The sequence below is a fragment of the Paenibacillus sp. J22P218 genome (assembly GCF_056269195.1).
Map to the genome: position 1 here is coordinate 632,925 of NZ_JBWDNL010000004.1, position 23,701 is coordinate 656,625.

General features: G+C 48.8%; 16 protein-coding genes and 1 pseudogene. 3 read left to right on the top strand and 14 right to left on the bottom strand.

Features of this window, described 5'->3' with window-relative positions:
• Positions 1–5: 5 nt before the first annotated feature.
• Positions 6–674, bottom strand: a complete 669-nt coding sequence (locus tag AC0YN0_RS20880; RefSeq protein ID WP_475822978.1) for a DNA alkylation repair protein — start codon at positions 672–674, stop codon at positions 6–8.
• Positions 675–914: 240 nt separating this feature from the next.
• Between AC0YN0_RS20880 and AC0YN0_RS20885 the strand changes: the two genes are divergently transcribed.
• Positions 915–2,231 carry an S-layer homology domain-containing protein gene (locus AC0YN0_RS20885; protein ID WP_475822979.1) on the top strand — a complete coding sequence of 439 codons (1,317 nt, stop codon included), beginning with the start codon at positions 915–917 and terminating at the stop codon, positions 2,229–2,231.
• Between the two features lie 198 nt (positions 2,232–2,429).
• On the opposite strand, the gene AC0YN0_RS20890 is transcribed toward AC0YN0_RS20885, so the two are convergent.
• The 11 genes and pseudogenes from AC0YN0_RS20890 to AC0YN0_RS20940 form a co-directional block, all read right to left on the bottom strand.
• Positions 2,430–3,551, bottom strand: coding sequence for a glycerate kinase family protein (locus tag AC0YN0_RS20890; protein WP_475822980.1), 1,122 nt, complete (start codon positions 3,549–3,551; stop codon positions 2,430–2,432).
• 75 nt (positions 3,552–3,626) lie between these two features.
• Positions 3,627–6,746, bottom strand: a complete 3,120-nt coding sequence (locus AC0YN0_RS20895; RefSeq protein ID WP_475822981.1) for a glycosyl hydrolase — start codon at positions 6,744–6,746, stop codon at positions 3,627–3,629.
• 29 nt (positions 6,747–6,775) lie between these two features.
• Positions 6,776–7,615, bottom strand: a complete 840-nt coding sequence (locus tag AC0YN0_RS20900) for a carbohydrate ABC transporter permease (protein ID WP_337103788.1) — start codon at positions 7,613–7,615, stop codon at positions 6,776–6,778.
• Entirely contained in the window at positions 7,605–8,495 is an 891-nt protein-coding gene (locus AC0YN0_RS20905; RefSeq protein ID WP_475822982.1) for a carbohydrate ABC transporter permease, read from the bottom strand. Before AC0YN0_RS20905 ends, AC0YN0_RS20900 begins: the two co-directional genes overlap by 11 nt.
• A 12-nt stretch (positions 8,496–8,507) precedes the next feature.
• On the bottom strand, positions 8,508–9,797 hold the full coding sequence (locus tag AC0YN0_RS20910; RefSeq protein ID WP_475822983.1) for an ABC transporter substrate-binding protein: 1,290 nt from the start codon (positions 9,795–9,797) through the stop codon (positions 8,508–8,510).
• A complete protein-coding gene (locus AC0YN0_RS20915; RefSeq protein WP_475822984.1) occupies positions 9,797–11,206 on the bottom strand; it encodes an ABC transporter substrate-binding protein in 1,410 nt (469 codons plus the stop codon). The genes AC0YN0_RS20910 and AC0YN0_RS20915 overlap by 1 nt, the downstream gene beginning before the upstream one ends.
• A gap of 80 nt (positions 11,207–11,286) precedes the next feature.
• The gene (locus tag AC0YN0_RS20920) at positions 11,287–12,885 is read right to left on the bottom strand and encodes a response regulator transcription factor (RefSeq protein WP_475822985.1); all 1,599 of its coding nucleotides are present in this window, start codon (positions 12,883–12,885) and stop codon (positions 11,287–11,289) included.
• Positions 12,860–14,599 carry a cache domain-containing sensor histidine kinase gene (locus tag AC0YN0_RS20925; RefSeq protein WP_475822986.1) on the bottom strand — a complete coding sequence of 580 codons (1,740 nt, stop codon included), beginning with the start codon at positions 14,597–14,599 and terminating at the stop codon, positions 12,860–12,862. Before AC0YN0_RS20925 ends, AC0YN0_RS20920 begins: the two co-directional genes overlap by 26 nt.
• A gap of 380 nt (positions 14,600–14,979) precedes the next feature.
• Positions 14,980–19,197: a PKD domain-containing protein gene (locus AC0YN0_RS20930; RefSeq protein ID WP_475822987.1), complete on the bottom strand. Its 4,218-nt coding sequence runs from the start codon at positions 19,195–19,197 to the stop codon at positions 14,980–14,982.
• A gap of 472 nt (positions 19,198–19,669) precedes the next feature.
• Positions 19,670–19,834 carry a hypothetical protein gene (locus AC0YN0_RS20935; protein WP_475822988.1) on the bottom strand — a complete coding sequence of 55 codons (165 nt, stop codon included), beginning with the start codon at positions 19,832–19,834 and terminating at the stop codon, positions 19,670–19,672.
• 59 nt (positions 19,835–19,893) lie between these two features.
• Positions 19,894–20,267: pseudogene (locus AC0YN0_RS20940) on the bottom strand (MFS transporter); the annotation flags it as partial.
• A 171-nt stretch (positions 20,268–20,438) separates the two neighbouring features.
• Between AC0YN0_RS20940 and AC0YN0_RS20945 the strand changes: the two are divergent.
• Both AC0YN0_RS20945 and AC0YN0_RS20950 read left to right on the top strand, forming a co-directional pair.
• Positions 20,439–20,927: a MarR family transcriptional regulator gene (locus AC0YN0_RS20945; RefSeq protein ID WP_475822989.1), complete on the top strand. Its 489-nt coding sequence runs from the start codon at positions 20,439–20,441 to the stop codon at positions 20,925–20,927.
• Positions 20,928–20,948: 21 nt separating this feature from the next.
• Positions 20,949–21,383, top strand: coding sequence for a flavodoxin domain-containing protein (locus AC0YN0_RS20950; RefSeq protein ID WP_475822990.1), 435 nt, complete (start codon positions 20,949–20,951; stop codon positions 21,381–21,383).
• 166 nt (positions 21,384–21,549) lie between these two features.
• Here AC0YN0_RS20950 and AC0YN0_RS20955 read toward each other — a convergent pair whose 3' ends face one another.
• A complete protein-coding gene (locus tag AC0YN0_RS20955; RefSeq protein WP_475822991.1) occupies positions 21,550–22,503 on the bottom strand; it encodes a hypothetical protein in 954 nt (317 codons plus the stop codon).
• Between the two features lie 220 nt (positions 22,504–22,723).
• On the bottom strand, positions 22,724–23,605 hold the full coding sequence (locus tag AC0YN0_RS20960) for a hypothetical protein (RefSeq protein ID WP_475822992.1): 882 nt from the start codon (positions 23,603–23,605) through the stop codon (positions 22,724–22,726).
• Positions 23,606–23,701 lie beyond the last annotated feature (96 nt).

A 23,701-nucleotide genomic window follows, 5' to 3' on the forward strand; every position in this document is an offset into this window, starting at 1 on the left:
GGTAACTAATTATTATCTCGTTTGTTAACTTCAATCGCAATGAACTCCGGCAAATAATTGGGAGTACAGCCCTTCGATACCATTTCATCTTTATAAAGACCCGTTTTCTCACCAAGTTCAATACATCGTGCCCGATTCTTTTGATCATAAACGCCTATCCAGCCTGCAGTGAAATTCATAGCCCATTGAACTTCCGGTTCTTCCTGGGCAATTTTAGCTTCAATTACAGATAGTAAGTCTTCGGTGTTATCATGAGGTGTCTGTCCAGTCCATCTCAATCGCCCTTTATAATACCAGAAGGCTCGCCTTTGCAAAGCAGAAGGACTATTTTCCCATAACTCCATCAATGCAATTGTCTTCTTTTCTTTGGTGAGCTGATTAGCCATTAACCAATCCATTAAGTTATTCCGCTCTTTAAATGTGTGAGTCCGCATATCCTTATCAAGCTTATTTAGCACATCTTCTGAAAGAAGTTTTTTGTCCATAATTAAGATTGCCAATAGTCTGGGCAAAAACCCTTCGGTTGACCAAAGTTCCATAGCTAGTTCGTGATCTATTTTAATGTCCTTCGCGATTTTTCGTAAGTCGCCTAGCTTAGTTTTACTATCGATCTGTAATAGAATGTTTTCTGCTTTTAGAGAGCGTTTCATTTCTGAACTTTTATTCTTATTCATTGGACACAACTCCTTTATTAAAGCACTTTTTATATTATGGCCTTGGCGCGATATATCAACAAATGTACCACAACAATTTATTGTTGACTTTCTTTATCTTTTTACCGCGTACTACTTTAGTAGGATTACAAACTCCTGCGATTCGCTCTATGATGCCTTGTAGAGTCCAATAATAGGAGTTTTTTTGTGTGGGAAGGAAGGATTATATTGCGGAATTTCATTGAGAAAGGCGGAAATATAATGGAGAGTAAAAGGAAACGGTTTGAATCAACGATGAGTTTACGAAAAATACTAGTATTGCTAATTATACTCACAATAGCGCTTCCTGTATCCGGCACGGTTTCTGCAGCCGTTCAACCGTCACTTGTTATTACTACTACAACCTCCAATGTAACGCTGCCCAGCAGCGGTACCGTAACGCTCTCTGCAAACGTGGCTTTTACTGGTGGGACTGCCCCTACAGGCTGGATTGAGACTACGCTAACTACACCCAGCGGCGTCTTGACTACTCCCCTTTTTGTCACTGGAAATAAGTCATTTACTGTATCAACCACTCTTCCCACTGCTGGACAGATAGCCGGCACGTATACCTGGTCTGCAACCTATACCGATGATGTTAATTCGGATAATAATGCTTCCAGTAATCAAGTCCAAACTCTCGTGAGCGCCGCGGTTACAACCCTTGCAGTTAGTGCCGACCCGACCTCCGTCGCGATCGGATCATCTTCACAAGTACTTAAGGCTTCCGCGTCTTTATCCGCAGGGTATTATCCGACCGGAACGATCGACGGGAAGCAAATCGAGTGGAATAATCCCAACTCACCGGTCATAATATCCATACCCTATACACCGACAGCGGTCGAGCTTGCAAACCCCGATAGCATTGTTATCTGGTACATCGACAACGGCGGCAAAGCGGTCTCCGTACCAAACGGTCGTTATGACCCGGCCACAGGGTCCGTGACCTTTGCCACCACCCATTTCAGCAACTACGCTGTAAGCTACAATCAAGTTAGCTTTATGGATGTGGCGGCAGGCGCATGGTATGACAAAGCGGTTTCCTTTATAGCCGCAAGGGAGATTACCGCAGGTACAAGCAATGGGAATTACAGCCCTAATGCCAAACTGATCCGTGGAGATTTCCTTGTCATGCTGATGAAGTCATATGGTATAGCTGCGGACACTAATCCGGCGGATAACTTCTCCGACGCAGGCAACGCATATTATACCGGTTATCTTGCAGCAGCAAAGCGGCTCGGCATATCCTCAGGCGTGGGTAACAATATGTTCGAACCGAAAAAGGAAATCACACGCCAGGAAATGTTTACCTTGCTCTATAATGCCTTAAAGGTTATCGGGGAATTGCCGCAAGGCAATTCCGGCAAGACGCTCTCTGACTTCACCGACGCCGGCCTGATCGAATCCTGGGCGAAAGAAGCCATGACGCTGATGGTCGAAACGGGAGCTATCTCCGGCAACGCCGGAAAGCTCACCCCTACAAGCACGACTACAAGGGCGGAAATGACGCAGGTGCTATACAATCTTTTGACGAAGTAGATCATATACCACATTAAAGAACAGGCCGCGAGCCAAATAGCCCGTGGCCTGTCTTCTAGTTAATCCCCTATAGTGAACAGCATGCATTTTCTCAAGAAACGGGTTCATCCATAATCCCTGTGAAAACAATGATCGGCAAACTAATCAAAAAGCACTCTTACATCCCCGAGAATGCCTTTTGTATGATTTATTCCCTTCTTAGCCGCTTGCCGTGGCGATCAACCGCGCCAGATGGCGGGTCGATCGGTATAACGCGGCTTCGGCATTCTCCATGCATTCGGCCAGCGTCGCCGGGCCTTCGGCAATGGAGAAGCAACCTGCGAAATACGGCGCAAGCCGCTCGCTGTCCGGTCCAAGACTGCCGGACAGCAGAATGGCTTTCGCCCCCGATTCGCGGGCCAGCTTGGCGATGTGGAGCGGAAGCTTGCCGTACAACGTTTGCCCATCGCTCCGCCCCTCGCCCGTGATGACCCAGTCCGCGTCGCGGATTTTCTCCCGCAGCCCGACATAAGCTTCAAGCACTTCCGCGCCGGGCATAAGCTTCGCCCCAAGCGTTAGGAACGCGAAACCAAGGCCGCCCGCCGCTCCTGCACCGGGCTCGTCCCGCATCGGAGCGCGCCCCTCCTCGACCTTGTCCGCGTAAGCCGCCATCGCTTCGTCAAGCCGGCGGCATAATTCCGGCGAAGCTCCTTTCTGCGGGCCATAGACGAACGTAGCCCCGGCTTCGCCGAGCAGCGGATTGCTCACATCGCACGCAACCGTGATGCGTGCGGCGGCGAGCCGCGGGTCAAGTCCGGTGAAATCGACGGACGCAATCTCGGCCAAGTCCGCGCCATAACCGCGCAGCGGATTGCCCGAGTGATCAAGGAAGATCACGCCAAGCGCCCTAAGCATCCCCATTCCGCCGTCGTTGGTGGAGCTCCCGCCTAATCCGATAATGAACTCCGCGAAGTCGGCATCCAGAGCCGCCCGAATCGCATCCCCCAGGCCGGCCGAAGTTGTGCACAGCGGATCGCGATCCGCCTCCGGCACCATCGGCAGGCCGAACAGGTTTGCCGCTTCCAGCACGGCGGTTCTTCCGATCGTTCCGTAGTACGATCGCACGGGCAAGCCGAGCGGCCCCGTCACTTCCACGAACCGCTTCTCCCCGCCACCCGCCGTGACGAGCGCGTCCACCGTACCCTCTCCCCCGTCCGCGAGCGGCAAACCAATCGCTTCCGCGCCTGGTAGTTCGTCTCGCACGGCTTGGACCATCACCTCCGCCACCTGCACAGCGCTGAGGCTTCCTTTATAAGAATCGGGCGCCATCAACCATTTCATATTCGACAATCCCCCTTTCAACTTTGAACAAAAAAGGCCGCCCGGCCGATTCAGGCCGGGCAGCCTTGCTTCCGTTTACTTCGAGTAACGCACCGAAACTTCGGGCACGCCGAGAATGCCGGAAGGAATCAAACCATACGCTTCGGAATACGACTCTCCTTGCGTTAGAAAATGGAATGGCCTGTATTCGGGAATTCGCGTTGGCACGAGATGCAGCGGACCAAACGTATTCCTCCGCGTCAGCACGACTTCCACGCCAATCGGTTCGCCCTTACGAAGCTCCTCCGTAATATCCGCTTCATACGGCTGCCAAGCAATCATCTTCGTCTCGCCCCCGAATGCGGCACCCACTTTCACACACGCGGCTTCGAACGCCGGTAATGTCAGCGTCGCTCCCTCACCATCTTCCGGCAATGGGCCAAAAGCGGCAGAGGCGATGAGATAGCGAATTTTCCCCCCATAGAACGGGAAACCTTGCTCGGTCAAATCGCCAAACGAGACGGTTTCGGGCAAGGCGACGAGCGTTCTACGCACGCCGTCCAACCGAACGCCGAAATCACCGAGCAAATAGACGGCCTCCAAGTTGGTTTCATTCCGGAAATCAGTCCGCAGCTCCAATACGTTCTCACCCGTCCGCAGCAAAGCCCGCGGAAGCTTGATCTTCTTGAAACAAGGATCGACCCACCAACCATCCATTTCCGAACGATCAAAGGAAATGCCGTTAACGGTGATCTCGAACAAGTCTGGACTCTCGATCGCGATCTGCAAATCGCTGTCCGGCAAGACAGCCACCGAAAACGCAAATCGCAAAACAAGCGGCGTTGCCAGGGCATTAAGCTCTTGATGATAGAGCGCCGCATACCAGGGTTGAATCATTCGTCCGCCTCTTAGCGGCAGCTCCAATTCGGTCCGGATGCTACGGTCTGCCTGCAAAATTTCGGCTTGCCTGCTCCATTCCCCATCGCCGATTCGGTAGCTCGCCATATCCAGGACGCAGACATTGCTCTCGCTCAGGCAATAAGGATAAGCTTCGTTCAGACGATTTGACGCTGACGATTCCAAGATCGGAGCCGCCAGCTCTGTCGCAGGCGCAACGCTATCAATAACATACAGATGTTCCTCGGACGGATGGAAACGAACGTTCCAGCTTAGCTTTCCGTCGCCCGCCTCACTAGCGACGGCTTTCTTGTCGCCGTTCTTGCAATCCCACTCTTCGATGGCACCAGTGATGCCGAGTTCTACCCGAATGTCATAAGCGACAGCCGGATTGACGTTGAGCAGCGCGAAATAGAAGCGTCCGTTCTCATCCTCATTCAACCGGCAGAAAACCTCAGCCGCTGGAAGTCCCGTTGCAACGTCAATCACCTGCATAGGGACACTCTGGCCGGCGCGGCAAGTCTCGACGATACCTGGTCCGTCGAACGGAACGGAAACCGCCTGCTCCGCCAAACGCACGCAACGGTCAGAAGGCATTGCATCGACGTACTGGGGAACCTCGCCTGCGAAGACGATTTTGCCTCCGGCTGCAGCGAACTTCTCTAGCGCGGTAACCGTGCTTTCGCGAATCGTGATCATTCCGGCGACAAGCACAACGCGGTACGCTGCTTGTCCGACCCAGAAAAGAGGATCTCCCTTAACCGCGTCTTCAATTGCATGCAACCGTCCGAGCATTTCCTCATCGGCGTAGTCAAAGTCGATCTGCGCCCCGGACAGCCAGTGGAATGTATCCCGGTACTGGTCCTCCAGCTTCTGCACGTCTTGGGACTGCACCTTCATATCGATCGACCAGCCCGGATACACTTGGCACCAGACGCTTTCGACCGGATTCAGCACAAGCACGTCGCATTTGCGCTCCCCCTGGGACAACACCAAGCCAAACCGGGAGAAATACGTCTCTACGAATTCGTAATCATCCCACCAGGCCGATTGAAAGGAGATACTCGCCGGGTAATCCCGCTTTGATTCTCCCTCCATCGTATACCATGATAGATGGTGATTGCGGACGTTAATGCCAAACAGTGTCTGCCAATCCCCTACCGCTTTATGCGACTCGAATGACATTTGCCAACCCGTGCAGCCGTACAGCTCCGAGAGCAGCCACTTCTGCCCGAGTTGTCTGGCTGCCGAAGACAGCTGCTTCACGAGCCAATAGTTACGGTTGCCTTCTCGCAGCACATCAACACCCGGATCATCCTGATACTCGTAAAAGCGCATCGCCGATCCGAGGTAGGCCGTCTGAGCGGTCAGCGTATCTTCATGCAGCATATGGCCGGTCAGGCGCAGCCCGTTCTCGCGGGTCCATGCCTGCATCGGTTTCAAGTAATGCTCGATGAAGAGACGTTGCGTCAGCTCGACATAATGCCATTTCACCTGAGAGACGAGCCTGCCCTCCGGCTTCAGGAACAATTCCGGCAACCGGCCCCGCAGGTCGTAGCCGAAGGCCTGTTCGAAATCTTCGAACAGCGTATACGTCCACGGCGCGCTCCACAGCCGATGTTCATTCGTGATGCCGAAGCCGTCCATAAGAGCCCCGCGATGCGGTTCATCTGTAAACACGCCTTTGATCGTGCGCCCGAAATGCTTGCCGACACGCTCTTTGTAACGATCATGCGTAATTTCGAGGTAACGGTCCGTCGCATCGCGGTTCATCGTATCTACGTACGTATATCCGTTGTAGAAGCTATCCTTGTTCATCTCAACGATAGCGAATACAAGTACCGACGTACCCGCCATAGGCAGCTCTCCGCGCATCAACTGAACGGCGTCATAATAAGCAACGCCTTCGAGACGGCATGCGTACACCGCGATATAATCATCCGATTCCGGCCAATCGAACTCGGCCGCCGGCACAACCCGCAGTTCGATGAACTTCAAGCGGAACCGAGGCTCCTCCGTGACCATACCGCCAGCCGTGCCGCTTGGCCATCGGTCTTCGTCGTAGATCCACACTTCCATGCCAAGCTTCTCGGCCTCTTCCGTGCAAGCTTCTACAAATTCGAACCATTCTTCTCCCAAATACTCGGTCACAAGTCCCGTCCGGGAGTGGATGAAGAAGCCGCCCAATCCCATCTGGTGAAATACGTGAATTTGCCTTACCAGTTCTTCTTTCTCTAACTTGCCATTCCAGCTCCAAAACGGTTTGCCCCGGTATTCGTTGGGAGGCTGCAAGAAAAGCTCATATATACGGTCGGTCAACGTTCCTCTCTCCCTTCTCTCTCCCCGGATCAACCTTTATTGGCGCCGGCGGTAATGCCTTGTACGAAATATTTCTGCATGAACAGGAACACAATGACGAGCGGAAGCATAACCATGCAGATCGCCGCCGACAGCGGTCCCCAATCGGTTGCAAATTCAGATTGGAACACGATGATGCCAAGCGGCAGCGTCTTCAGCTTTGCTGTCGACAACGCTACGGTTGCCCATAACAGCTCGCCCCACAGCGAGACAAAGTTGAAAATAATGACGGTCGCAATTGCCGGCATCGCAAGCGGCACCATGATTTTCCGGAACGTAAGCCATTCCGAAGCACCGTCGATCCGAGCGGCTTCCAGAAGCGAATTCGGAATCGTCTGGAAATAGTTTTTAAGAATATAGATGGCAATTGGCAATCCCCATCCGGCATAAGGCAGAATGAGTGATATATGATCACCGATGATGCCCATCTTGCTTAACATCAGATAAAGCGGCATGATGAGCGATTCATGCGGAATCATTTTCATCGCTAGGAAGAACATTAAAATCATTTCAGCATACGGAAGATTCAAGCGGCCAAGCGCATATCCCGCCATGACCCCGAATACCGCAATGACAAGCACGGCACTGACAACGATAATCGCGCTGTTCGTAAAATATTCTCCAATCTGTGCGTCAAACCAAGCTGATGAATAGTTGCTCCAGTGAATCGTGCTCGGAAGCGCCCATACGTTGGCATAGAAATCACTCGTGCTTTTCAGCGAGTTAATCGCCACGAACACAATCGGATAGACTGTAATTGCCACGAAAAAGAGTAAAATAATTCGCGTAATCCAGCTTTCGATACGCTCGGAATTTCGGCTAAATTTCATGGTTCTCCCCCTTAAAGAGGCGTTGCAGCAAGAAGATGACCAGAATGCCCGCCACGGAGAACAATAGTCCGATCGTTGCTGAGTAGCCGAAATTGCTGTACGTGAACGCCGTTTTCATCATATAAATCGGTACGGTCTGCGACTCCGTTCCCGGTCCGCCCCGCGTCATTATGTAGACCAAATCGTAAGTCGACACGAGCACGATAAACGAGAATACGGCGGATACTTGCAGCGACGGGCGAATGAGCGGCAGCATAATCGAGAATAACTGACGAGGATAGCCCGCTCCATCCAGCTTGCTGGATTCGAATAATTCCGTCGGAATCGAGATCATCGAGGCGAAGCTAAGCATCATCGTCAGCCCAGCCATTCTCCATGCACCGATGAGAGAGATAACCCACATCACTGTATCCGGATTGGAGAGCCATGCGCGCTGCAAGTTCTCTAGGCCGATGAGCTCCAGTATTTTATTGATCAGGCCCATCTCCGGGTTCAGCATAAACGTGAACAGCAGCCCGATAATCGCCAGCGGGATCATGACCGGCACGAACAGGACGACCCGATACGCCGAGCCTTCGAACTTGCCGACTTTGAAGACACAGGCCGCGAGAAGGACGCCGAGAGGTACGGCGCCCAGCGTGGAGATAATCCCGATAAAGAATGAAGCTTTCATGCTTTTCCAAAAATAATCATCCGCAAAAGCGGCTTTAAAGTTGTCAAACCCGATCCACTTCGCGGCTGCAAAGCCATTCCAATCCTGAAAAGCGATAAATAGGTTGGACAGAGCCGGCAGCAGCGTCGTCGCGATAATGGCTGCAGCCGCCGGAGTTAATAACAAGATGCCGAATAGAAGGTTGCGTCTCGTCGGATGTTGAGCCATTCCGCATTCTCCTTACTTAAAGGCGTTCTGGCGCAGTGTATCCAATTGGCCGAGCACGTCTTTTATTTTTGCTCCCATTAAGAAGTTGGGAACCATTTCGCCTTCATAGTAGCTTTTCATCTTCGCTTCTTTCGTATGGAACTCGAACGGATACAGATCCTCGGTGAACGTCATGATCTGCTGCAGCACTGGGTTCTCAACCTTAATCGTTTGGTTCGCCGGCGGATAGCCATGCGCCAAGTGAATCGATTGAATGTCCGATCCGAGCAGCGTCTTCAGAACTTCGACAGCTGCGTCCGGGTTGCTCGCGTTAGCTGGAATGAAATAACCGTTGGCTCCGCCCAGCAAGACCGTCTCTGGACCCATCGCTGGCCACTTCACGACGGTTACGTCGAATTCGGCTTGTTCGGAGATCGACAGCGCCGCTCCGGCTACTTCAGCCAACATGCCAACTTTGCCTTGCAGGAACGCGGCATTGATCTCGTCTCTCGTAATATTCAGGGCGCCTTCACCTGGATACCAGTAGTTCTTTTTATACAAATCTTGAATGTTGTTCAGCGCCGTTTCGTAGTAGCCGCTGTCAGCAGCAACTTCACCGGCAGCTAGTGCTTCGAGTTTGCCGTCGCCGTTCGCGAGACTCATGACGCCTTGACGGATCAACCAACTTTGACGGTCAGGCTCGGAGCTGACAGCGAATGGCGCCGCATCCGTTTTCGTCTCGATCTGCTCGTTGATATCCATAAATTCTTGCCAAGTCATTTCTTGCTTCGGCTCTACGCCCGCTTGCTTGAAAATTTCGTTGTTTACGATAAGCACTGGGTAAGCGCTTCCAAATGGCACGTTGTAATACTTGCCGTCGATCTTACCAAGGTCTAGCAGTTCCGGCGTGAACGTGTTTTTCCATTCGCCGTTGTTTGCTTCGAGATACGGCGTCAGATCAAGCGCCAGTCCGTCCTTAACGAGGTTGCCCATGTTTTGCGGCCAGTAGAAGTAGATGTCAGCCGGGTTTCCGCCAGCAACGCCAGTCCGAATCGATGCATCGATCGTTCCTGTATCAACCTTCAGCAGCTCGATATCGTATTTCGGCATTTTTTTCTGCAGCTCGGCGCCCATCTCTTCCATCGAAGTGTATGCCATGTTCATGCCGAAAAATTTGATTTTCACCTTGGTATCGCCCTTCTCGGACGATGCCTGGTTCGAGTCTCCGTTTGAAGCTGGTGCTTTGTCTGCTCCTCCGCATGCGCTGACGGTAAGAGATAATGCGGTTAAGAGGGCAAGAGCGAATATTTTTTTCTTTTTCATTAATTAGAACCTCCCTGATTAGTCACATCGTTAGTCTTTTCCGGTTCGTCGATATAATCGATTCCCGTCTCCAGCAGTTCGGCCGCTTCCTGACCATTCAACTTCGAGGTCAGCAGCTTTGCCAGCACGGTCTGCCGGTAAAGCGCGGGCGCGTCCATGTCTCTCTTAGAAAGATGAGCCATGATCGTCGTGAAATTATCAACAGCCTTGTCATAGTTCATCAAATCCTGAATTGTTTCCTGCGGTTCGATATCTTCGAGTATCGGAATCATCCCTGTCGCATCCCCCAACAGCTGCTGCGCTTCGCTCGAATTCAAGTATTTCAGGTACTCGACGGCTTGCTCGGGGTACTTGGTGTTCCGGGATATCGAATACGTCGTCCAGTTGTTGTAGCTGGTCGGGGCGATACGTTTGCCTTCCGAATCCGGTACGTAAAATTTCCCCACGTTTACTCCACTGTTTTCGTACAACAGGTTGTTCCAGCTGCCATCCACAATCATCGCGGCGGCGCCATTCGTGAAGGAGAGTTGCCATCCGACTCTGTCCTGGGTCACGTAGTCACGGCCAAAGTAGTTCTTTTCCGCAAAATCACGGAACGCCTGCAGTCCTTGAACAAACTCGGGATCCGTCAAGCGGACGCCGGGTTTATCGTTCATAAGCGCTTCCGATTTCTCGGAGGCGAACAGCGCCATGAAGACGTAGCTGAGCCACGAACGTTCCTTGTACTCCGTGCCGGGCATAGAAATCGGGGTGACGCCTTTGGACACGAGAACGTCGAGCAGCGTGACGAATTCATCCCATGTACGAGGCGGATCAAGATTGTAGCGTTCGAAAATGTCCTCATTGTAGTATACAAGTTGAGTATCCATGAAAGCCGGCAACGAGGAGTAAAGCTTGCCTTCGATCGTACCGTACTGAACGGCGCCTTCCGGATATCTCCGCAAGTCGAACCCGTAATCATCAAGGGGCAGCAAGTACCCATTCAAGGCGAGTTCTCTCATCTTGGTTGTCTTGTTCCCTTGCACATAGAAGATGTCGGGCAGCTCATTGGACAGTACGCCAAAATCGAGGCTTTCGGGTGTTTGAACAAATTTGTAGTTAATGCGGATGTTCGGATGAAGTTTCATGAAGTTCTCGTTAATGCGTCTGAACGAAGCTTCCAGCGCAAACTGGTTGCCTAGGTCTCCCCATACTTGCAGCTGGACCTGGCGGCTATCGACTTTCGGCTTTGCCTCCTGCTCTCCGGACCGCAAGGAATCTACCTTCGAGCACCCGGCCGCTAGAACAACGATCAGCAGCAGGAATACCGCAGCATGTAAGCGCTTGTTAAACGAAACGTACATAGACCACCACATTTCTTTTGCTCCCCGATGTCTTTGATTGTAAGTTCGATCCGTGTTTTGTTCCATGCACAGTCCCCTCGCTTTGATGCCAGATGTTCCGCTCCTTCACCCGGCTGATTCACGATCTTCTGATTACGTGCACAAATCTACGATTTATGCTGGCTTTTGAATTCCGAGACCGTTAGTCCCGTGGTTTTTTTGAACACTTTCACAAAATAGTTGGCGTTCACGTAACCAACCAAGGCAGCGATATCCTCCGTCGAACGGTCGCCGTTTTTTAGCAGTTCCTTGGCTGCCGCGATGCGGACGCTCGCGACGTATTCCGAGAACGTCATCCGCGTTTCCTGACTGAACCGCTGGCTGAAATAATTTTCGCTCCAATAGACATGAGCGGCCGCATCTTCCAGGCGGATATGCTCGGCGTAACGTTCGTTCACGTAAGCCTTGATCTTGATAAGCCACGTTTTGTTCGCTCGCACGGAAACGATCAACGCGTTCGTCCGCTCGAAAACAAGCCGGATCGCCGTGATCCAGTCGGATTTGCGTTGCGGACGATCTATAAACCGTTCTAGCGGCCAAAGATCTCCGAAATGCTGCTTGATCTTCTCGACATCCAAGGCGTAATGCTCAATCAGGAAGTCAGTCACTTGTGTCGCCAGCATGCCGCCGATTCGGAGCCAATCCTTTGGCTGGATAATCCCCGCTTCCGTAGAAGGTCCATCTAGCCAGGCGACCAGTTCATCGAACTTTTCTTGCTGAATGTGTTTTTTCAGCGTTTTATAGATTTCAATCCATTGTTCTTCTGTATATTTGGTCCATTCGATCCCGCCAGTCTCGAACACAATGGCGTTCTCCCCGTAAAACAAAGAAGCCAGCGCGCTTGTCGCCCCGCGGTACATGCCTTCGTAATTTGCGAACAACGACGGCCCGCCGATCCCGATCGCAAATTCCGTATTGCACTTTTGCCGCAACGACTCCAACAGGTTTTCGCAGAACGGCGAGACATGCTCCCGCAGCGCTTCCTGCTCCGGCAGCTCTTCCCCGGCGTAAAACAGCGCATGGACGACAGAACCTCTCACTCCAAGGTAATCGGTATGCCGATAACGCTCCAGTTCCTCTTGCACGAGGAATGAATACGACAGCGGATGGCTTTCCTCCCGCCAGGATGGACTATTCGGCACAATCATCATCCAGCAGGCATACGGCCCGAGCTCGGTGATCCGCATCTCTAATTCAGGAAACACTCCCGATATGACAGGCTCAGAGCGCCGATTTGCTGCCGATTCCGCTCGCGATGCTGCGTCAAGCAGCTCCTCTTTTTCTTTCTTCAACCGCTGGATTTGCTGCCGGGCCTTCTCCTCGCCGTTTCCGTTGTTCTCGATTTTCAGCCCGTCGAGCATCTTGATCAATTCCTCGGGCTCCAACCGGTGCTTCTGAATGTAATCTTGCACGCCCAGTTGGATAGCCGTACGCGTATATTCGAAATCGTCGTAACTGCTCAGGATGACGATTGGAACGCGGGGCGACAAGCTCCGCACGTTCTTGATGAACTCAAGACCGTCCATGACCGGCATGCGAATATCGGTCAAGATCGCGTCGGGCATCGAACGCATGCAAGCATCGAGTGCTTCCCGCCCATTATGGTAAGCCCCCGATACGGTATAACCGTATTCCTCCCACGGGATAATCGACTGCAAGCCGACCCGCACCAATGATTCGTCATCTACGATGATGATAGTATTCATCTTCCGATCGCTCCTCGTATTTAAGAGTTACTTCAATCGTCGTCCCTTGGCCGGCTTCACTGTCGATCGACATGCCGTAAGGATAACCGTAATGCGCGACAATGCGTTCATGCACGTTCAAAATGCCAATATGCTTCGTCGTTCCCTGCGGCGCCGAGCCACTCAGCTGCTGCCGGATTTCGGCCAGCTTGTCCGGGGTGATGCCGATGCCATTGTCTTCAACAGTCAGCTTCAGCACGCTTCCGCGAATCGACGCGCGGACCGTTATCTGCCCCATCCGGTCGAGCGGCTCTAAGCCATGAATGAGCGCGTTCTCAACAATAGGCTGGATGATGAACTTCGGCACAGAGGCGTTTAACGTTCGCTCCTCGATATCCGTCGCATACGCGAACTGCCGATACCGGATTTTCTGAATAGAGATGTAATCCTCAAGCTTCTCCGCGTCTTCTCGAAGGCTCACGAACTCGTTGGCGTCTCTGAGCGTATAGTTCAGCAAGCTGGACAAGGATTCCACGAGCGCTTTAATGTTAGATTGCTTTTGCAGGATGGCGAGCCAGCGGATCGAATTGAGCGTGTTATACAGAAAATGCGGAGACAACTGCTTGCGCAGCGCTTCGATCTCCGCGGCCCGCTTCTTCTGCTCTTGGCTGACAGTCTGCTGGATCAGCTGTTCGATCTCGTACATGACGGAGACAAAAATATCGTTCATTTCCCGAATTTCAATTGCTCCCTTGAACTTCACTAGCTTGCGGGGACTGGCGGACTGAACGCCGGACATCATATTATTCATGAGCTTGCGGATCGGATTCACAACGTCGATCGCGAGATAGCGAGTGACGACAAGTCCAAAGACGAACACAACCGAGATAATGAGGATCGTCAGGCGGATCATCCGGTTGATCTGGGCGTACAGGTCGTCCATCTTCAAGGAAGCGGACAGCGCCCAGTCTTCTCGGATGTCGGAATAATCGAGATGAAGGTCCTGATAGTTGCCCGCATCCCCACCCTCGTTGCCGTTGTCGACAAGAATGCGCCCTTCCGCCGTCTGTAGCCGAATCAGCGCGTTCTCATCCAACTTCGTCTGGTTAAAAATCGAGCGGATGGCTTCGACGTCAATGACAATCGTCAGAATGCCGATTTCGTTCAACTTGCTGTCCCGCACCCATCGGCCTACCCGAAAGGCTTCGAACTTTTGGAAGCTGTTCGAAAAACTGGCTGGCTCGAACCAGACGGCACCGCCCCGATTGTCACGGATGGCCTGCTTATATTCCGGGTTGCGTATGCGATACTGACTCACTTCGTTCTCGTTGTAAAGGTAAATCTCGCTGCCCGTGTCGAGCACCATCGCAACAATGAATTCATTCATGTTGTTGTTGAGCCAGTAATGGTTCATCCAGTTCTTGATCGCCGTCGTCTTGTCGAGCTGCTCGAACGTCGTCACGTTTGTGCGCGACACGAGGTCAAGCAGTTCGCTATCGGTAATCATCTGTTTGCCAAGCTCTTCGATGGAGGACAACCGGTAGTCCATCTGCTCGACCATTAATCCGACCAAATCGGCGGCATAGTCCCGAGAAGCTTCCTTACTCGAAGCGGTATAGCTATGCATCAGCATTAAGGAGCCAAGCAGCGTCGGAATAACGATGAGCGGCATGTACACGAGCACTAGCTTGTGTGGGAGTCGGATACCGTTCCAATATTTTCTAAACCATTTCACGATGAATAACCTCACCTATGTTGGAATAAACGACCTTTTTCGACATATTCATATTCACTATAGCAAGCAAAGCCGAATAAAGTCACTTGATTTTGAAACTTGGTTACGCTTACTAGATTACTTGCAAGTAGTCCCAGACCTATATAGGTCAACTGGCGCTTTAAAAGAGTCCATATCCAGGGCAGTCGCGTTGATGATTCAGGCAGATCGCGCTTAATACAGAGCAGAAAGCAAAGAAGTACATCGCCACATGAGCGATGTACTCCAAATCATATACTGCCTTTGTTGCGTGTTTTTCCCCCTGTAAATCCACTAACCTGACGATTCTACCGTCTTCTGCTGCCACATATGAGAAACCAGAAATTCATGTAAAAAGACGATCAAGTATCCGAGCTACCTTGGGCCTCACCTAATGCTTTATTCAAATCCGCATTAACTTCCAGTTCAGTAAATTCAAGTGTTGTTATGGCACCTGGTATCGTCATACCAACTCCAGATTTTCTGACCAACAACGTAATGTTTCCACTCATATCACCTAGGCTTGCAGCATTTACATACTTCGTCCACGTTGTCCCGCCATCCTTGCTGAACTCCATGGTCTTGGCCATTCCGGTAACGGTATTTGTTATATCGTTTGCTTGTACCGCAGGCGCAGCAGGACTTGGCTGTATGTTGATTGTCTTCACCAAACCAATCGGTGACCTGAAGGTTTCTTTTACCCTTATTCTGATATCGTTTGTTGCCGTTATGCTCGCTAGTTCATCATTACTCAGCTTCTGGTCATTCTGTACAGCTGTTATATAACCCGTTCCTCCATCAAGGCTGTATTCCATCGTGCCTGCCTTGATTCCCTTCAGCTTGCCTGCATTTATCCCATCGAAGCTGAAGGTGATGGCAGGTGCCGCAGGTGTCGTTTCCACTGTAGCCTTCAATGCTACCAAGCAGGTTAGGTCTGATATTTGTGCAGGGGTTACCTGTCCTTTGTCGATCGTGACCGTTGCCATTGCATTCGTATCATAATCTACCGTACTGTTACCCACAAGCGCGATTGTCAGTGACGTCTTACTCAGCCATGTCAACTTCCCCTGCGTGATGCCATCAGGCAGCCCTGTAAGCTTCACGGTTGTGTGATCCGGATTCGCATTGATGTCTCCATTAGTCAGCTTCACCGTTATTAACTGCCCATTCTCTGAACCTTCCTTAAAGGTAGTGCCTGTCGCTGCAGTGCTCTTAAGATTCGGGGTTGCGGCTGTAAAGTTCAATGCCGCTGTTTGTCCGGTCAGAGTTACTCCGGTTATATATTTCCTTACAAGTAGATTGATATCGCCTCTCATATCCCCAAAGCTAGCAGCACTTACATACTTCGCCCATGTTGTCCCGCCATCCTTACTGAACTCCATGGTCTTTGCTATTCCAGTCACGGTATTTGTTGTATCGTTTGCTTTTACCGTAGGGGCAGTAGGACTTGGCAGGATGTCTATTTTCTTAACTAAACCAGCCGGTGACTTAAAGGTTTCTTTTACCCTTATCCTGATATCGTTTGTTGCCGTTATGCTCGCTAGTTCATCATTAGTCAGCTTCTGGTCATTCTCTAAAGCTGTTATATAACCTGTTCCTCCATCAAGGCTGTATTCCATCAAATCTGCCTTGATTCCCTTCAGCTTGCCTGCATTTATCCCATCGAAGCTGAAGCTGATGGCAGGTGCCGCAGGTGTCGTTTCCACTGTGGCCTTCAATGTCACAGGGCTGGATAGGTCCGACAGCTGTGCAGGGGTTACCTGTCCTTTATCTATCGTGACTATTGCCGTCGCATTTGTATCATAATCCACCGTACTGTTACCCACTAGCGCGATCGTCAGTGACGTCTTGCTCAGCCATGTTACCTTCCCCTGCGCAATGCCATCAGGTAACCCTGTAAGCTTCACTGTTGTGTTATCCGGATTCGCATTGATGTCTCCATTAGTCAGCTTCACCGTTATTAACTGCCCATTCTCTGAGCCTTCCTTGAAGGCAGTGCCTGTCGTTGCAGTGATCTTAGCGAAAGGTTTTACTGTCACATTGATTACAGTATTGGCTGTACCCATGGAAACTTGAATTGAAGTGCTACCAGGACCCATTCCTTTAATCTTCCCATTTTCGACCGTTGCCACTTTAGCATTCTTAGATGTAAAGGTACTGTAGTTAGTCACATCCATCGTAGATCCATTCCTGAGTGTTCCGGTAATGGTCGGTAACGCTTCCGATTGGCCTTGTACTAGGGTCAATGATGAAGGATTCGCTTTTAGCGAAATAGGAACAGGCGTCTCGATAAAGTAATTTAATACACCATAAGCATCATAGCCAAAATAAGAATTGTTATCTTTCACCTCTACAACGATTGAATAATTTCCTTCGTTATCAGGCATCCAGCTGAATGTATGATTCTCGGAATAGGCTTGTCCCACAGTCCAGGAATAGCCGTCAAATATCATAAATTGATATTGCATCTCAGGGCTACCGCTTGCATCAGCACTGATTTGTATAGGCGTACCTATTAATTGTGGGCTGGGCGTATTTGTATGAATACGATTCAAGGTTATTTCTGACGTATTATTTGAAGAACTAACTGCATTAAAATAAATCCTTCTATTGGTATTATCAAACGCAGTACCGTCAATATATCCAAAAACTAATTTATCCCCTCTGGATATACCAACCTTATCAACACTCCCATAAGAGATAGATGGCAAATCACTATATGTTTTTATTAGTTCATGTGTATTAACATCAAATAGTTGAATCGTGTCTCTATCTGTTGTGACAATGAACGAATTATCACCGCTAAATGCCGCAGAAGTAGGATAAGCTCCTGTGTCCCACTCACCAAATATGTTTGTAATATTGCTACTGTCAATATCAAAAATAGTGTAACCATCTCCGTTGCCTGCTCCATTTGGATAAGCGACATGTAGGCCATCATTTGAAATGGCAAGATCTTGACCATTTTCTCCTGCACGCAATTGTTCTTTATAAGTTAATTGCTGATTGGTTTCGTCATACTGGAGTCTCATTAAAGTACTGGAACTTATACCCTCGTCTCCCAGAAACAAGTTGTTTTTATTCTTATCATAGGCTAAAAGGCTTCCACGAACTCCATTGGAAGCGTATGTAGAAATCTCATTGTTTTGGTTGATATCAATCATACTGATTGCACTCGAAGATGCAAAGGCAATGTTACCTTCCCCAAAAATCACATCATTATTTATATATTTAGTTGTTATATAAGTAATCGTATTCGAATGAACATCAATTTTTGCAATGTTGTTGGTATTAGCCTGAGTAGCCAGAATAATACCTGTATTAAAATCAAAATCAATTCGATTAGGTACTGCCTGAAGTTGATATTGCTTTCCGATCTCGCCCGTAAACACATTATAGAAAATGATTTTTTTGTTTATAATATCTCCCAGAAGCAGCCACCCATCCGTAAGCGGGATCATATCCTTCAAAGTATATCCATTCGTATAATTTGAAGTCGCCTGACTCATATAATAATCTACGGTTTCGTCAGTAGCATCGTTAAATTCCTTGCTTTTGACGGTTACTTGCTTTTGAGCAATCTTAGTGGAACCGTTGCTTACCGTTAGAGAGAGAATATAATCACCAGCTACATCGGGAACAAAAGAGGTCACCTTATTATTGCTATTCGCTAGTGTACTCAGGCTTCCAACGGGTTTGGACTGGATCTCCCATTGGTATGTTGAAGCGGTTCCTGCGGCATTACTATATTTTGCTCCATCTAGAGATACGTTAAAACCTTTATATGTAATATAGGGAATATACCTACTGATCTCACCTGCCGGTATATTTCCTGTCTCAACCAGTGAAACATCATCGTACCAAACCGAACCGCTGCCATCCAAAGCAAGCAGGATAAATACACTAGCTGCCTTAGGATCTGCTACAAAATGAATAGAAGCCGGAGTCCATCCAAATGTGCCTTTCGAACTGACAGATCTCTGGGAACCATCGATATAGTTACCATCCTTGTCGTATTGTTCTATAGAAATAAAGGATCCGATTTCATTTCCGAGTACTGATACCGCTGAACCTTTACTCCATGTACTCAAAGAATATACTTTCCCAGGATTGATAGATACCGTATTTGCAAGAAAAGCAGTGATTCTTTTACCGCTAATCTTTACAGAACTCTCTCCATTGCCATGAGATATATTGTCCCATGTAAATGTTGGTGTTCCTCTTCCATTTACACTATACAGTTCCCATGAACCATAGTAAGTTGGATCATATTCAAAGTCACCGTTAACAATTAAGTTTTGGGCATTTGCGCTTAATGCTTTCATATCAGAACTCATATCAGATTTCATATCAGAGTCAAATGACGCTTCAATTTTTTTTCTACTGTTAACTTGTGAAGCGTTTATTTTTATAGACTGCGATACAATCGAGCGGATTTCAGTTATTTGTTGAGTACCCGGTTTTTCAATTACATCAGAAGCATATACTTTAGGATTATAAATGAAAACAGTTGATAAAATAGAAAAGAATATACAAGCCATACTTCCTAATAATAATAGTTTCTTAATAATCCGATTCATTTTATACCTCCAATTTTTTTCTCGATCATATATGTAAATGTAATTCATTTTGGCAAAATAAACCTCTTCGGCAGCTTGTTGACGGTTTGCCATTATCGTTGAAAATTCCGAAAAAGATACCCTGCCTATTTGTAATATAATAGCATATTATATTAAAAAAGAGAGATTCGAGTTCAAATTTTCTACCCACGAATTTCGAATCTCGAATCTCTTTTTCTATTTAGGCTGTAATGGCAAGTTTAAGAGCCATCCTTGTAGGATGGCCCTGAAAGGGATTAATGTATGGGTTTTTATAGCAGCTAAACTTATAGAGTATTGTGTAAGACGGTACAATTTGGCGGTAATTTCGCCCTACTTATGGTACGGTTCCCCGTAACTTCTATAGAGCGAAATTGAAAGGCACCCGGATGGGTGCCTCATGACAGACAAATAACAACTTGGCTACATCGTAAAGGACATTAAAGGAACAAGATTAATGAGAAACCGCATATTCTTCCATCTCGGAGGCTGGATCGAACTTCTCTCTGCTCATGAAGAAAGCTGCCGCAAGCGCGATGATCGCCGATATGCTCACCCACGCGAAGGTATGAACGAGCGAGGAGGTTAGCGCCTCCGTAATCTTCTCCAGAACGGACACGGGGATATGATCCCGCGTCTGCGGGGTCAGGATATTGTTCAGATCGCTTAGATTAATCCCGCGAACATAAGGCTAACGATCGAAGCGACAAGCGTCATCGCGCCGAGATAGTCGATCTTCTGCTTGGAATGTTCGACAGACTCTTTGTAGAAGAACGCGATCATGACGAAGGCAACGAGCCCGATCGGCAAGTTGATGTAGAAGATCCAAGACCAGTGAATATAATCCGTCAGATACGCACCTAGAAGCGGTCCGAATATGCTGGACTGTCCGAATACGGCTCCGAACAGGCCGCCCATCTTACCGCGCTTGTCCCATGAAGAACCTCTTGCGACAGCTTGCCGAATATAGGCATGCCGGCCATCTCCGCGACCATATACGCCGAAGTGACCCACGTTAATTTATCGAATCCGCCCAGATCCCCGACGATCGTGCCATTCTAATGGCAACAACAATCCTCCAAGTATGATCCCCATCTTATTTCCCTATGCCATCTTGACTTGCCTCCGATAAGAAATTTGATTTATATATCGTCATCAAGTATATTGTTTATAAAGATTCTTGATGATCAAGATATTATTCATCCTAAGAGGAGGGCTGCCATTTGTCAAGTGATCGGCGAATACAACCTACGGAGCAGCAGGAGAATCTCACTTTACGCATGCGAAGCTTAGGAACACGAACGGTGCTCTATCAGCAAAGCGTCGCGACCGCTCTCGGGTTATACAATAATGATTTCTTATCCATCGACATCCTGCATGAGAAAGGCCCTATTACCGCAGGCGAGCTCTCTAAGCTAACCGGTCTCACGACAGGGAGCGTTACTGCGCTAATCGATCGGTTAGAGAAGAATGCTTTTGTTCAAAGACAGCCTGATCCGCAAGACCGCCGCAAAGTGATCATCGTCCCGCTATACGAGAATAATGAGGACGTAAGCAGAATATATCTTCAGCTTCATGCGGAGATGCTAAAGCTAGCCTCTTTCTACTCGGATGAAGAGCTAGCGCTCGTAACAAAGTTCCTTGGCCAAGCAAGCGCGGTCCTGGAGGATCAGATCCATCATCTTAATTCGAATGCGCATAACAAATCATAACGATATAAGGGTGAAGAAAAAATGGCTGTACTCGTTCTATTCGCAACAAAAACCGGAGCAACGACGCAATGCGTAAACGTATTGTCGGGGCAATTGTCGGATTGTACGACATGCAACTTGGAGACGGACAAGCCCGACATCGGACAATTCGACCGTATCATTCTGGGGGCGGGAGTAAGAGACGGGAAAATATACAAGCCGATTCGGGACTTCATCAAAAAAAATCATGACGAGCTCCTGAAGAAAGGCATGGGATACTTTATTTGCAACGAGAAGCCCAAGGAGACGGAAGAGATTATCGAGAAGAATATTCCAGCCGACCTAAGAGAAGCAGCGCTCTGCATAGAATCATTCGGGGGATATAAAGCCTACAAAGCACCAAAGGAAGGCACCGATCAGTTGCAAGGGATTTTCATCGATCGGATTAAGGCTTTCGCCGAGAAGTTCGTGCAGTAACAGACTTTAAAATTCATTTGGTATACAGGTCCAATGACGCTACCAAGTAAAGCTTTCCTTCGCGGCAGGGAATGGAGTTGGCTTGCAAATGGGGCAGCCTGAAAGAAATTCAAAATTTCGCCCTACTTGTGATACGGTTCTCCGTGCTATCTGTAACGGCAAGTTTTCAGCCTGATTGGTTATAAACAATGTATCGAAAATTTTCAATGGCATGGGTCATTCGGGAGGGAACTCTATTAAGGTGATTATAAAAACTGAATGAGAATTTAAATACATGTCCAAAATCCCAGTCATGATGGGCATAATCCATACTCCAATACACATGTTCAATCGGCAGCCATTCAGACCGTTTTGCCTTAATCAGCGGTTGATGATCAACAGGAGAGCTTAATTTGATCGGGTTCTCCGGTAGATTGTGACTGGCTCGAAGTACTTTAACCAATTTAAAAAACGGGACAAGTCCTCTCTTAAAATGGCTTACGTGGCCAAGATCGAACAAAATGTTCAACGCATGCGAGAAGGTCAACATATGGCCTATCAGATCGTGATGAGCTTCCGCTCTATAAATGATACGAAATGATGATAATTCACTTAATATAAAATCTGATAACTGCTCGGCATTCATAATATGGGGAAAATGATCACTCTCATCAATCTCCAATTTCCTCACGTCAGACATGGAGTACCCGAGCCAAGATCTCCCGGGGATTGTTTTCGCAAATGAGCGAATCAATGTGGAGATTCCCTCGATTTCATTCCTTGTTCCCCATCTCCCTAGCTCATGCATGGCCAACAAACTTAACGCTGTATAGATTACATTGTGTCCGACCCAATGAAGCTCGTCGATCGCCAGCTCCAATGATTCCAGAATTATCGTTTCCGCGGTTTCAGCATCTATTTCTATTGCAGGAAGCTCTGTTCTCGTGTGTGAATGTTTATCGAGCATCGTCTCGGTTTGAGCCTTAATTCGGTTTACGGTATTAACTGGCATCGGGTTCTCTTTTACAAAAAAGTAACTTGCAATCGCAGCAGCTCCAAAATGCGCAGCCCATATGTCCCCTGTCGCGCTTTTACATTGAGAAATAATCGATAACCCGTCTTCGAGTATTCTGCTGTTCATTCTTCTTCCTCCCCAAAAATACTTGCCGTTACTTGTGGTCTGTTTCATCGTATCATTCATAGGGCGAAATCTAAAGGCACCCAGGTTGGGTGCCTTCTTGGCGTAACTGCGTATACGGTATGCCCTCAGTAGGCTGAACCCATCAAGATCTAGAGACCGGGCGTTCCGTCTCGTATGGCACCCATTTGCCCTGCTTCACGGGAATGAGGTAAGTATTTTATCAATAAACAAATTCACGATCAGCGGGGCATCCCAGGCTCTCGAAGACTTCACGTGCGGCAGCATCGACCGGCAGAAAAACCGTAATTTGCGGATATATACGGGTACCTGCGGAAATAGAAACCTGTCTGTAGCGAATGGGAACCAGCTCGCCAGAGCTTTCGTTTCTGGCCAATATGGTTTGCGTATGATCCGTTTCTTCCTCTGCATCCAGCACATTTAAATATTTGCCCGCGTTATATTTGTGGAATTTGCACATCAAATTTTGATACCACGCATCATAACGGGAGAGTATGTGCTGTCGCTTAAACGCATGTATCCCGTTTATGGCATGTACCTGCCACTTCTCAAGAGACGCTTTATCGAAAGTTGAACGGGACTGGATAGGCAAGTCGGAATTGAAATGGAAATCTATCCTGTTCATTAGGCCATCGTACGAGCGGTCTAGCGGGATATCGAATAAATGGCGAAACGGCTCGTTAATCCCCTTGATCTCCTGCGTGTGTGTTACGATCATGGCAGGAAAAAGAATACCTCTCATCGTTTGATGAGCCCACTCCAATGCACGCTCCAGCGCCCGCCCCTCCAATTCAGTCTGAATCGGAAGGTAACCGGCTGCCATTAACAGATCGTTACGCTCGTTGGAAGTACATTCAAGATACCTTGCAATATTGATGATCGTCTGGCGATCCGGTATCCGGCGGGAACGTCCCACCAATAGATTTTTATAGGAAGGAAATGCTTCGTCATTCAGCTCTTGTTGGGTAAATCGCTTTAAGAACGGGTGAGGCCGGTCGCCAAGCTCGAGCTGGCGATTCATCCGCAACGCTTCAATCTCTCCCAATATGAGTTTAAGTGTAGAATCCTCTGTGGGTATATCCATCTTCTCCACCCTTCTTTAAGAAGTGTAGTTTTGCACTTGGGATTACCATCCATTCAAATTATACTCCTTAATAAAAACAGTGTCATCTAATGACAC